General features: G+C 71.2%; 12 protein-coding genes. 4 read left to right on the plus strand and 8 right to left on the minus strand.

Going from position 1 to position 12,108, the window contains the following annotated elements:
• Positions 1-65 precede the first annotated feature (65 nt).
• On the plus strand, positions 66-608 hold the full coding sequence (locus tag ACYVIP_RS22470; protein WP_460399413.1) for a Rossmann-fold NAD(P)-binding domain-containing protein: 543 nt from the start codon (positions 66-68) through the stop codon (positions 606-608).
• 4 nt (positions 609-612) lie between these two features.
• Here the strand turns inward: ACYVIP_RS22470 and ACYVIP_RS22475 are convergent, their stop codons facing one another.
• The 5 genes from ACYVIP_RS22475 to ACYVIP_RS22495 form a co-directional block, all read right to left on the minus strand.
• Positions 613-1,863 carry a sialidase family protein gene (locus tag ACYVIP_RS22475; protein ID WP_460399415.1) on the minus strand — a complete coding sequence of 417 codons (1,251 nt, stop codon included), beginning with the start codon at positions 1,861-1,863 and terminating at the stop codon, positions 613-615.
• On the minus strand, positions 1,856-2,350 hold the full coding sequence (locus tag ACYVIP_RS22480) for a SigE family RNA polymerase sigma factor (protein WP_460399417.1): 495 nt from the start codon (positions 2,348-2,350) through the stop codon (positions 1,856-1,858). Before ACYVIP_RS22480 ends, ACYVIP_RS22475 begins: the two co-directional genes overlap by 8 nt.
• A gap of 68 nt (positions 2,351-2,418) precedes the next feature.
• Positions 2,419-4,149, minus strand: coding sequence for a sigma factor-like helix-turn-helix DNA-binding protein (locus tag ACYVIP_RS22485; protein WP_460399419.1), 1,731 nt, complete (start codon positions 4,147-4,149; stop codon positions 2,419-2,421).
• 37 nt (positions 4,150-4,186) lie between these two features.
• Positions 4,187-5,113: a GNAT family N-acetyltransferase gene (locus tag ACYVIP_RS22490; RefSeq protein WP_460399421.1), complete on the minus strand. Its 927-nt coding sequence runs from the start codon at positions 5,111-5,113 to the stop codon at positions 4,187-4,189.
• Positions 5,110-5,979, minus strand: coding sequence for a class I SAM-dependent methyltransferase (locus ACYVIP_RS22495; protein WP_460399423.1), 870 nt, complete (start codon positions 5,977-5,979; stop codon positions 5,110-5,112). Before ACYVIP_RS22495 ends, ACYVIP_RS22490 begins: the two co-directional genes overlap by 4 nt.
• A gap of 320 nt (positions 5,980-6,299) precedes the next feature.
• Between ACYVIP_RS22495 and rpsA the strand changes: the two genes are divergently transcribed.
• On the plus strand, positions 6,300-7,802 hold the full coding sequence (gene rpsA, locus ACYVIP_RS22500; RefSeq protein ID WP_460399425.1) for a 30S ribosomal protein S1: 1,503 nt from the start codon (positions 6,300-6,302) through the stop codon (positions 7,800-7,802).
• A 291-nt stretch (positions 7,803-8,093) separates the two neighbouring features.
• Positions 8,094-8,510, plus strand: a complete 417-nt coding sequence (locus tag ACYVIP_RS22505) for a thioesterase family protein (RefSeq protein ID WP_460399427.1) — start codon at positions 8,094-8,096, stop codon at positions 8,508-8,510.
• 215 nt (positions 8,511-8,725) lie between these two features.
• Here ACYVIP_RS22505 and ACYVIP_RS22510 read toward each other — a convergent pair whose 3' ends face one another.
• Positions 8,726-8,872: a hypothetical protein gene (locus ACYVIP_RS22510; protein ID WP_460399429.1), complete on the minus strand. Its 147-nt coding sequence runs from the start codon at positions 8,870-8,872 to the stop codon at positions 8,726-8,728.
• A gap of 202 nt (positions 8,873-9,074) precedes the next feature.
• On the opposite strand from ACYVIP_RS22510, the gene coaE reads away from it, so the two are divergent.
• Positions 9,075-10,271: a dephospho-CoA kinase gene (gene coaE, locus ACYVIP_RS22515; protein WP_460399432.1), complete on the plus strand. Its 1,197-nt coding sequence runs from the start codon at positions 9,075-9,077 to the stop codon at positions 10,269-10,271.
• Between the two features lie 79 nt (positions 10,272-10,350).
• Here coaE and moaA read toward each other — a convergent pair whose 3' ends face one another.
• Both moaA and ACYVIP_RS22525 read right to left on the minus strand, forming a co-directional pair.
• The gene (gene moaA / locus ACYVIP_RS22520) at positions 10,351-11,382 is read right to left on the minus strand and encodes a GTP 3',8-cyclase MoaA (protein ID WP_460399434.1); all 1,032 of its coding nucleotides are present in this window, start codon (positions 11,380-11,382) and stop codon (positions 10,351-10,353) included.
• 93 nt (positions 11,383-11,475) lie between these two features.
• Complete coding sequence (locus ACYVIP_RS22525) at positions 11,476-12,096, minus strand: response regulator (RefSeq protein ID WP_460399672.1); 621 nt, start codon at positions 12,094-12,096, stop codon at positions 11,476-11,478.
• Positions 12,097-12,108 lie beyond the last annotated feature (12 nt).

The following is a 12,108-nucleotide window of genomic DNA, read 5'->3' on the forward strand; positions in this document are numbered from 1 at the left end:
GTGATCAGCCCGCGGTTGTCCGAAAAGCGGTAATCTTGCGGTGAATTTCTCGCAGCGGAGGTCGGATGACCGGACAGCGGGCCCTCGTCCTCGGCGGAACCGGCATGCTGGCTGGCTGCGCCGAAGCACTCGTCGCCGAGGACTGGCATGTCGTCCTGCCGAGCCGGCGCTATGCCCCGATCGCGGACGGTAACGGCAGCCAGCGGCGGGCGGTGTGGGTGAAGGCCGACTGGTTCGACCCACCCGCGCTGACCCGCGACGCCGGCGAGGCGCTCGGCGGCCAGGCCGACCTGCTCGTGGCCTGGGTGCATCGCGAGGTCCGCACCGCCGTGCTGCGGGCCGTGGCGCCGCTGCTCGCCCCGGGCGCGCCGGTGGTCGAGGTTCACGGCAGCGCGTCGGCCAACCCGGTCGGCGGGTGCCCGGACCCGGTGCTGCCCGACCACCCGACCCAGCAGGTGGTCCTCGGCTTCGTACGGCACGCCGGGCGGACCAGATGGCTCAACCACGAGGAGATCGCGGCCGGCGTGCTCGACGCGGTGCGCCGAGCACTGGCCGGCCGCCCGCATGCGGTCCACCAGGTCGGTGAGTTCCGCTCGACGAACCGCTGAGCGCTCAGGCCGACGGGACCTGGTGGTCCCGCCAGGAGATCCCGTCCGTGGACAGCAGGTACGACGACTTTTTCGTCGCCACGTAACCCGCCCTGGTCCAGTGGATCACCTCCACGGACGGTTGCCCGTCCCGCGTCAGCGTCCGGCCGTCGTCGGTGACCGTGTAGCGGTCGGGGGACGCGTGGACCTTCAGCGTGCCGTCCTCGGCGGCGACGAGTTCGCTGGTGAGCTCGATCCGCTGCTCCTCGGCCGCCTCCCAGGTCCGCTGCCAGGTCCGGCCGTCGTCGTCGCTGCGGAGGATGGCCCGCAGACCGTTCTCGACCCCGTCCATGGTGTGGTTGACGATTGAGGCGTAGAGGCTCCCGCCCTGGGACACGACCGACGCCCTGGCGTTCGGCACGTCGATGTCGAGCTCGCTGGTCGTCCACGTGCGGCCGTCGTCGGTGCTCACCGAGATCGCCCACGCCGACGTACCCGGCACCTGACCGAGTGCCCACCAGTGGCCGGCCGCGGTCGGGATGACGCCGGGCATCGGGGTGACCAACGGCGGCGCGGCGGCCAGCACGGCCGACGCGCCGGTGCCGGGCTGGACCACGGTGAACGTCGGGGTCTCGCAGCGCGGGCGGTTGACCGGTTCGATGGCGCAGGCGGACCTGAGCTGGGCGCCCTCGGGGATCGCCGGCACGGTGTCGGTCACCACCGCCGGCATCGGTACCTCCTGCCAGGTGCGCCCGCCGTCGCCGCTGTGGACCCTGGCCGACCGGGAGCTGGTGCGCCTACCGATGTTGACGAAGTCGACCACGAGCTCGTTCGGCCCGAGCACGACCAGGTCCCCGGCGAGCGCGACGTCGCCGCGCTCCGGGATCGGCACGGGACCGACCTCGGTCCAGTTCTCCTGATCGGTGGCGGCCAACAGGGTGTGCGCGAAGGGCCGGTCGTAACCTTCGGCGTCGGAGAAGTGGGTTCGCAGCGCGTAGCCGCTGCCGTCGGCGGCGAACTGCACGTCGGTGACGAACTGTTCCGGCCCACCGGGGGTCGTCCCCGGGGGAGAGCCGAATGACAGCCCCGAGTCCCGCAGCGGCAGCTGGGTCACCAGGGCGCTGATCATCAGCACGGCGACCACCGCGCCGGCCTGCAGCTGCCGGCGGGTGCGTCGTCGCCGGTACCGTTGGGCGACCGTGCCCGGGTCCGGCAGCGGCACCGCGTTGTACATGGATTCCCGGAGACCAGCGAACCGGTCATCGACGTCAGGCATGATCGACCTCCGTGGTCTGGAGCTGGCGGGCCAGTGCGGCCCGTGCCCGGGAGAGCCGGGACTTCACCGTGCCGACCGGAGCGTCCACAATGGACGCAACGGTGTGCACGGGCAGATCGGCGAGGTAGTGCAGGACGACCACCGCCTGGTGGTCGCGGTCCAGTGTCCGGATCGCGGTGTGCAGGTCGAGATGGTCGGCGGTCAGGTCCGGTGGCGGGTCGGGCGCGGCCGCGCCGCGGCGCAACAGCCGGTCGAGCAGCGCGCGCCGTCGCCACCGCCGGCGGGCCATGTTCACCACGACCGTGCGCACCCACGCCTCCGGGCTGTCGGTGCGCTCGACCTGGTTTCGTCGCCCGTAGGCCGTTGCGAATGCCTCCTGGGTGATCTCCTCGGCCTCACCGAGATCACCGGTCAGCGCGTAGGCCGTCAGCACCAGCCTGCGGTAGCTGTGAAGGTAGAAGTTCGTGAACCAGTCCCCAGTGGTCACCGCACGCTCCTGTCGGAATCAGTTACGTGCAAAGAGTCACGAGTCAGGAGCCAGGTTCCCGGCGGTGGTCAGTTCGGGAGGTCGAGTGCGCGCCAGGTGAGGCCGTCGGTCGACAGCTCGATCGACCCGGTCCCCGTCGACACGTAGCCCGCTTTGGTCCAGCGCACCATGCCGAGCCGTTGCCGGGAGTCCATCTCGAGCGTTCGGCCGCCGTCGGTGAACCGGTAGGTCGCGGAGAAGTCGTGCAGGCTCAGCGTGCCGTCGGCTGCCGCCACCAGCGTGCTCATGAAATAGTCGTCGCGGTCCGGTGGCTTGTCCGGCTGCCAGGTCCGCCGCCACGTTCGGCCGTCGTCGTCGCTGCGGAGGATGGCGCACAGACCGAAATTGCCCGCCGGCTCGCGGCCGCTGGCCGCGGCCCACAGGGTCCCGTCGTTGGCCGTGACCGACACCGCGAGCTCGCCTGGCAGCTCGGCGCCGAGCGCGCTGGTCGTCCACGTCCGGCCGTCGTCGCGGCTCAGGGCGATGGCCCACTCGCGCGTTTCCGGCGACTTGCCGACCGCCCACCAGTGGCCTGCCGGGGTCGGGATGGGGCCAGGGGTGGGGTTCGACAGCGGTGGCGGGTTGGCGAGCACCGCCGAGGTGCCGGAGCCGGGACGCACCACGGTGAACGTCGGCGTTGTGCACAGCTGGTCGGCCAGCGCGCCGGAACAGGCGGGCAACAGGTTCGCGCCGCGCGGGATGGCCGGCACGGTCTCGGTCACCACGGGCGGCATCGGCACGTCTCGCCAGGTGCGCCCGCCGTCGGCGCTGTAGATCCGGGCCGACTGGGACGTGGTGTTGTCGCTGACTATCCCGTGGTCGATGGCGAGCTGGTCCGGTCCGAGCACGACCAGCCAGCCGAAAGTGTTGATGTCGTCCCGATCGGGGACCGGGATCGGACCGACCACCCGCCAGTGCTCCCGGTCGGTGGTCGCCAGCAGTGCCAGCGCACAGGATGGCGGCCGGTTCACTCCCTCGTCGGGATCGCACGTGGCCCGCAGTGCGTAGCCGTGGTCGTCGTCGAAGAACTGCACGTCGGTGTAGGTCGCGGGGGAGAGGAGTGCTGGCAGGGTGGTCGTCGGCGGGGGAGTGGCGGCGGAGGGTTGGTCGGGCTGGCGCAGCATCGGCACCACCGCGCCGACCACCAGCACGGCGGCCACCGCGCCGATCCGCGTGCGTCTGGTGGCGCGTCGCTGCCCGTGCCGCGCGGTGACCCTGTCGACGGGGGGCACCGGCAGCGTGTCGAGCAACTCGGCGCGGAGGCTCGTGAGGTGGGCCTCGACGTCCGGCTCTGGCAGCTCCTCGGTGCGCAGGTGGTGCGCCAGCGCGGTCCTCGCCAGGGCGAGCCGGGACAGCACCGTGCCGACCGGAACGTCCACAATGGACGCCACGGTGTGCACCGACAGGTCGGCGAGGTGGTGCAGGACGACCGCCGTCCGGTCGTCGTGGTCCAGCGCGTGGATCGCGGCGTGCGGGTCGGGCTCGGGTTCCGTGGCCGCGCCGCGGCGCGGCAGCCGGTCGAGCAGCACGTCCCGGCGCGTCCGCCGGCGGGCCAGGCGCACCGCGATCGCGCGGACCCACTCCTCCCGGCTGTCCGCGAGCTCGACCCGCGCCCGCCGCCCGTAGGCCACCGCGAACGCCTCCTGAGCGATGTCCTCGGCCGCGCCCAGGTCCCTGGTCAGCGCGTAGGCGACCAGCACCAGGTCGCGGTAGCCGCTCCGGTAGAGATGCGCGAACCAGTCCCCAGTCGTCACCCGCATGATGCTCCTGTCGCGGTGGCGCACAGCGCAAGGCTCGCTACCGCAGCGCGCCGGCCGGTCGAACCTCCCAGATCGTCCACAGCGGGCGGTAGCCGTGCCTGGCCCAGAACACCGAGGCGAGCGGGTTCGGCGGGTTGTAGTACAGGAACGTGCCGGCGGCGCCGAGCCGCGCCAGCTCGCGGTGCGCGACGGCCATCAGCGCCCGCCCGACCCCCGTGCCCCGGACCTCGGCGCGCACCGACACACAGTTCACATAGCCCCACCGGCCGGCGGGCAGCCGGGACCCGCTGGCCGAGCCGGCGTCGACGTCGAGCAGCCGGCAGTGCGCGAGCCCCACCGCCACCCCGTCCCGTTCGGCCAGCCACACCGGGTCACCCTGCGCCAGGTTCCTGGCCAGGGCCGCCCGCTTGAGCTCGCGCGCGTCCGGCCGGTAGACCGCGGCGCCGACCAGCGCCGAGTACTCCAGTTCGGCCAGCTCCAGGTCGAGGGCGACCTCGAGGTCGCGGATGGTGGCCGGCCGGACCACGAGTTCGCTCGGCGGCGTCGGCTCCGCCGCCGGCGCGCGCCGCACCGCGAGCGTGGTCAGCGGCGCGAAACCGTGGGCCAGCAAGGACCTGACCGCCTCGGCGTCCCGGCTCGGCCAGGTCACCGCGCACGCCGAGTCGGCGCCGGGGGACAGCCGGTCGAACAGACCGCGCCACTCCCGCAGCAGCGCCTCCAGACCGGTCCCGCCCGAGGCGCCGATCAGCGGGTACAGCTCCCACAGCTCCATCGCCGACCACAGCGTCGGCGCGCTGCCGGCCTCGTACCGGCCCTGCACCAGCACCCCGGCGACCCGCTCACCGTCGGGCAGGGCGGCGGTCAGCACGTTGCCCGCCGGCGGGGCGACAGCGGGCGGCAGCAGCGGGTCGAGCCGTTCGAACCGGGCGGACTGGGCGGCCAGCAGCGCGTCCGCGACCCTCACCCGGCCCGCCGGGTCCGGAAGATCGCGGTGCCGGGGAACAGTTGGCCGCGCAGCGGGCTCCACTGCCCCCACACCTCGGTCAGCTCCGCCGGCCACTCCGGCTCGATCAGGTCGACGATCGTCAGGCCGGTGGCGGTCAGCGCGCGGACGATGTCCCCCAGCGTGCGGTGGTACTCGACGTAGGTGGCCTGCCCGTCGGCGTCGACCTCCACGTACGGCCGGCGGTCGAAGTACGAGCCGCTGACCCGCAGCCCGTTGGGGCCGGGGTCGTCGGGGAAGATCCAGCGCATCGGGTGGGTCACCGCGAACACCCACGCCCCGTCCGGTCGCAGCACCCTGGCGACCTCGCCGAACACGGCGGTCAGCGAGGACACGAACGGCACCGCGCCGAACGCCGAGCAGGCGATGTCGAACGAGCCGTCGGCGAAGGGCAGTCGCTCGGCGTTGGCCCGGATCAGCGGGACGGTCAGCCCGGTGGCCTCGTTGGCCGCCGCCCCGTAGCGCAGCATGCCGGCCGACAGGTCCAGCCCGACCACCCGCGCGCCCTCGACGGCCAGCCACCGCGCGCAGGGCGCCGAGCCGCAGCCGACCTCCAGCACGTCGCGCCCGGCGACCTCGCCGAGCAGCCGCGCGTCGGCCTCCCGCAGCGACTCCGGGCACCACACGAAGTCGGCGACGCCGAGGAACTCGCCGTGTTCGTCGTGGTAGTCGTCGGCGTCGGCGTCCCACCACGCGCTGTTGGCGGCGACCGACTCGGCCGAGGTCGCCGGCCGGCGCTCGCTGCCGATCGTGCCGAGCACCTGTTCCGCTCGGCGGACCGGTGGTGGCTCCAGCTGGGATGATTCGCCGGGTGACGGCGTGGACATACGTTCCCCCTCGTACGCGCGGGTGGCGATCCGGGACCGGTCGGGACCGATCCAGACAGTGTGGTCGTCACTGTGAACGCTTCGCGTGAGCACTGATCAGCCACCCACGTTTGCCCGCCCGACGTGCGGCCACGTAGGATACCGGCGCGCAGTGGTTTCGCGCTGCCGTCTGTCCACCTCGCAGGGAATCAGATTCGGTCGCGCGGCGTTGGCGGTGTCGTACGCACCCGTTCGGATCCGTCGGCGACTATGCCGCCGCGTGCCGACAACTGCAAATCCTGCCGTCTCTCCAACTAATCCGTACCGGAGCCACCTAGCCAATGTCCACCGACACCACCACTGTCCCGGCTGACACCGCGCCGAAGCAGCAGGTCGCCGTTAACGACGTCGGGACGGGGGAGGACTTCCTCGCCGCCATCGACAAGACCATCAAGTACTTCAACGATGGCGACATCGTCGAGGGCACCATCGTGAAGGTCGATCGGGACGAGGTCCTGCTCGACATCGGCTACAAGACCGAGGGGGTCATTCCCTCTCGTGAGTTGTCGATCAAGCATGACGTCGATCCGAACGAGGTCGTCAAGGTCGGTGATCATGTCGAGGCCCTTGTTCTCCAGAAGGAGGACAAAGAGGGTCGTCTGATCCTGTCCAAGAAGCGCGCGCAGTACGAGCGGGCGTGGGGCACGATCGAAGCACTCAAGGAGTCCGACGAGCCGGTCAAGGGCACGGTCATCGAGGTCGTCAAGGGTGGTCTCATCCTGGACATCGGCCTGCGTGGCTTCCTGCCCGCGTCGCTGGTCGAGATGCGTCGTGTGCGCGACCTGCAGCCGTATGTGGGTCGTGAGCTCGAGGCGAAGATCATCGAGCTGGACAAGAACCGCAACAACGTGGTGCTGTCCCGGCGGGCGTGGCTCGAGCAGACCCAGTCCGAGGTGCGCAGCGAGTTCCTCAACCAGCTGCAGCGCGGTCAGGTCCGCAAGGGCGTCGTCTCCTCCATCGTCAACTTCGGCGCGTTCGTCGACCTCGGCGGTGTCGATGGTCTGGTGCACGTCTCGGAGCTGTCCTGGAAGCACATCGACCACCCGAGCGAGGTTGTCGAGGTCGGCCAGGAGGTCACCGTCGAGGTGCTGGACGTCGACATGGAGCGCGAGCGCGTCTCCCTGTCGCTGAAGGCCACTCAGGAAGACCCGTGGCGCCAGTTCGCCCGCACCCACGCGATCGGCCAGATCGTGCCGGGCAAGGTCACCAAGCTGGTTCCCTTCGGCGCGTTCGTCCGGGTGGACGAGGGCATCGAGGGCCTGGTCCACATCTCCGAGCTGGCCGAGCGCCACGTGGAGATCCCGGAGCAGGTCGTCCAGGTCGGCAACGACGTCATGGTCAAGGTCATCGACATCGACCTCGAGCGGCGCCGGATCTCGCTGTCCCTCAAGCAGGCCAACGAGGGCTTCACCCCGGACACCGAGTTCGACCCGACGCAGTACGGCATGGCGGCGGAGTACGACCCCGAGGGCAACTACATCTACCCCGAGGGCTTCGACCCCGACACCCAGGAGTGGCAGGAAGGCTTCGACAAGCAGCGGGAGGAGTGGGAGCGGCAGTACGCCGAGGCCCACACCCGCTACGAGCAGCACATGACCCAGGTCAAGAAGGCTGCCGAGGCCGAGGCCGCCGCGGAGACCGAGGGCGTGGCCGAGGTCGGCGGCGAGTCGGCGGAGGGCAACTACTCGTCCGGCGGCGGTGACACCCAGAAGAAGAGCGGTGGCACCCTGGCCAGCGACGAGCAGCTGGCCGCACTCCGCGAGAAGCTGTCCGGCGGCATCTGAGTCCCACCAAGTCGAGGGCCCCGTCGAACCCGGCGGGGCCCTCGCCCTGTCTCCACCCACCCAACCCCGCGAGTCCAACGCTCGTGACTGGCTACATCGCGTGAAAGCTGACCCCGGTCGACGGGTGAGAGCGGCCCCGCTGCTCGAGCGGCCGGAGCTGTTCTTCAACGCCGCGCGGCTAAATCGCTCGATCGCGTTGGCCACCGATGACTATGTACGGCTGGCCGCGCCTTGGGTAGCATCCAGCGCCGCCGTGTCTTGATCACGATCGCAACCCACCTGGAGGACAGGGTGAAGGACTCACTACAGCCGGGGCTGATCGGGCGGCTGGAGTACGTCGTGCCGGCCGAGCGCACGGTGCCGCACCTGTTGCCAGAGTCCGCCGAGTTCGCCGCCCTGCCCGCCGTGCTGGCCACCGGCTTCCTGGTCGGCATCGTGGAATGGACCTGCATCCGCGCCCTGGCCGGACATCTGGACGAGGGCGAGCAGACCCTCGGCGTCCACGTCGACCTCAGCCACGAGGCGCCGACACCGGTCGGGAGCCCGCTCACCGTCCAGGCCGAGCTGACCAGCGTGGAGGGCAGGCAGCTCACGTTCACCGTGCACGCCTTCGACGACGCCGCCACCGTGTGCCAAGGCGTCCACCGCCGTGCGGTCATCGACACCGAGCGCTTCCTCGCCCGGTTGAGCAAACGGGCCACAAGCTAGTCTCGACCGCCTCGTCCATCCACGCGAGGTCTCCAACGACTGGCCGGGCCGTGTCCCGTGGATCTTCACGCCGCTTCGTTCAAGGTCACGTCCGCCTGCGGACGGTGATCACATGCGCCTCGCGAGTCCACCGCTCGTGACACCCGCTGCTGATGTCCGGAAGGTTGGACTCGCGGCTGACCTGGATCTGGCGTCGGCGCTTGGCGCGGACGGCGTTAACGGAGTGCGATGGCTGGCGCCCATGCGCGTTCGGCGGCGGCCGCCGCGGCTCTGCGCCGCAGCCCGGCCAGACTGTGCCTGGCGGTCGGCATGAGGATGCCCGTCCACCACCCGCGCCGGCGCGCCACCAGCGCTTCGGCCACCGCTCGATAGTCCAGGCAGTACCGCAATCCGGCGCTCCCGAGCCGATGCTTACCTGTCCGCCGCGTCCCCCGACCCCGCATAGTTCCTCCATCTGGGTGACAAGTTGCCGGCTACCGTAAGCGATCTGCCGGGGAAACCCGTGCTCAACACACCCGGATCACCACATAACAGCTTGGCCACGTCCCCTGACACAATGCCGGCATGCTGAGAGTAGGTCTGACCGGCGGAATCGGCTCCGGGAAATCCACTGTGGCCGGTCGGCTGGCCGAGCACGGCGCGGTCGTCATCGACTCCGACAGACTCGCCAGAGTGGTCGTCGAACCGGGCACCCCTGGGCTGGCCGCGGTGGTCGACGCCTTCGGCCAGGACATCCTCGACCCGGCCGGCGCACTCGACCGGGCCGAACTCGCCAAGCGGGTGTTCAACGACGCCGCCGCCCGCAAAACCCTCACCGACATCGTCCACCCGCTGATCGCCGAGCAGACCGCGGCGCGGATGGCCGCCGCCCCCGCCGACGCGATCGTCGTGCACGACGTCCCCCTGCTCGTCGAGAACAACCTCGCCCCCGCCTACCACCTGGTGATCGTCGTGGACGCCCCGGTGGAGACCAGGGTGACCAGGGTGGTCCGCGACCGGGGCATGCCGGAGTCCGACGCCCGCGCGCGGATCGCCGCGCAGGCCACCGAGCAGGCGCGCCGCGCGGCCGCCGACGTGTGGCTGGACAACGGCGGCACGGTGGACGAGGTGCTCGCCGAGGTGAACGCGCTGTGGGCCGACCGGCTCGTCCGCTACGAGGGCAACCTGCGGCTCGGCCACGTCAACCACTACGGCGGCCCCCGGCTCGCCCCGCCGGACCCGACCTGGCCCGCGCAGGCCGCCCGGCTGAGCGCCCGGATCCGGATGGCGATCGGCGACCTGTCCGCCAGGGTCGACCACATCGGCTCCACCTCGGTCCCCGGCCTGCCGGCCAAGGACGTCATCGACCTCCAGCTCACCGTCGACTCGCTCGACCAGGCCGACCAGCTCGCCCAGCCGCTGGCGGCCGCCGGCTTCCCGCGCCACCCGACCGTCGACCAGGACGAGCCAAAGCCCTACGCGCCGGATCCCGGGCAGTGGCGCAAACGTCTGCACCGGTCGGCCGATCCCGGCCGGCTGGCGCACCTGCACGTCCGGGTCGCCGACAGCCCCGGCTGGCGGCTGGCGCTGCTGCTGGCGGCCTGGCTGCGCGCGGACGACGCGGCCCGCGCGGAGTACCAGCAGGTCAAGGAGGACCTCGCCAGGCAGCATGCCGGCGAGGACGACACCGCCGCGTACGCCGAGGCCAAGGAACCGTGGTTCACCGAGGCCGCCACCAGGGCCGACAACTGGGCACGCCAGTCGGGCTGGAACCCGTCCTAGCCGCGGATGCCCTGAATGAGGCATTGAGGACGTTGAGCGTCCCGAATGACCCATTCAGGGCGTTGCCAGCGGCCGTGGGCTAGCCGCCTCGGGTGTGCATCTCCAGATGCGGGTTGGCCTTCAGCGTGGCCAGCGGGATGAACGGCATCCGGTCGCGCTCGGCGAGCCGGTCGACCGCGCCCCGGTCGGTCCGCGCCGACCACGTGCCGGCGATCAGCTCCCGCAGCTCGGCGACCGACGCGCCGTCGCGCAACGGGTCCCGCAGGTTGGTCCCCGACATCGCGTACAGGCACCGGAACCACATGCCGTCGGCGGTCAGCCTGCTGCGGTCGCAGGTCGCGCAGAACGGCTGGGTCGTCGACGAGACGATGCCGAACGTGGTGCCGTCCGGGAGCGCGAACCGGTCGGCGGGCGCGGCGTCGGTGTTGGGCAGCGGCGTGATCTGGCCGTAGTGCTCGGTCAGCGTGGCCAGCATGTCCGCCCGCGACAGCACCAGGTCGGGGGACCAGGTGGTGGCGCCGCCGACGTCCATGTACTCGATGAACCGCACCTCGGCCGGCACCGTGGCGCCGTACTCGATCAGGTCGACCAACTCGTCGTCGTTGACCCCGCGTAACGCCACCGTGTCGATCTTGGTGTCGGTGAACCCGGCGGGCGCGATCGAGGCGATGCCCCTGAGCACCTGCGGGTGGGTGCCACGCTGGGACAGGGTCTTGGACCGGTCGGCCCGTAAGGTGTCCAGGCTGACCGTGATCCGGCCGAGGCCGGCCGCCCGCAGCGCGGTCACGTGGTCGGCCAGCAGCACGCCGTTGGTGGTCATCGCGAGGTCGCGCAGGCCGGGCTTGTCCGCGAGCATGCCGACCAGCGTCGGCAGGTCGTGGCGCAGCAGCGGCTCGCCGCCGGTGACCCGGACCTTGTCCACGCCGAGGGACATGAACACGTCGACCAGCGCCGATAGCTCCTCGAAGGTCAGCAGATCCTTACGCGGCAGCCAGACGTACTCCGCCTCGGGCATGCAGTAGCGGCAGCGCAGGTTGCACCGGTCGGTGACCGAGATCCGCAGGTTGCGCAGCGGACGCCGGTAGCGGTCGGTGACGGGAACTACTGGCACATCGCCAACGTATACGGAAGATCGGAAAAGCGCCAGAATGGCATTAGTGCGCATTTCGCAAATGAATAGATAAACGGAATCTATTGAATTCCCTCAACGTTGGGTGGTCAGGTAACCACGCTCGAAGGCGACGGCCACCGCGGCCGCCCGGTCCTTCACCCCCAGCTTGGCGTACACGTGCAGCAGGTGGGTCTTGACCGTCGCCTCGCTGATGAACAGCTGCGCGGCCGCCTCCCGGTTGGTCGACCCGCGCGCGATCAGCCCGAGCACCTCCACCTCGCGCTGGGACAGCGGCTCGGACGCCGGCTGGCGCAGCTGGCCAAGCAACCGGGTCGCCACCGAGGGGGACAGCGCCGCCTGCCCCCGCGCGGCGGCCTGCACCGCCCGGAACAGCTCCTCGCGCGGCGCGTCCTTGAGCAGGAACCCGGTGGCGCCCGCCTCGATGGCCGGCAGCACGTCGCTGTCGGTGTCGTAGGTGGTCAGCACCAGCACCCGGGAGGGCACTCCCCGCCGCGCCAGCGTGCGGATCGCGGTGACGCCGTCGACCTCGGGCATCCGCAGGTCCATCAGGATCACGTCCGGCACCAGCCGCTCACCGGCCGCGATCGCCTCCGCGCCGTTGGCCGCCTCGCCGAGCACCGTGAACCGGGAGTCGCCGGCGAACATCCCGCGCAGCCCGTCGCGCACCACCGGATGGTCGTCCACGATCAGCATCGTGATGGGGTC

It is taken from the genome of Actinophytocola sediminis, assembly GCF_054779715.1.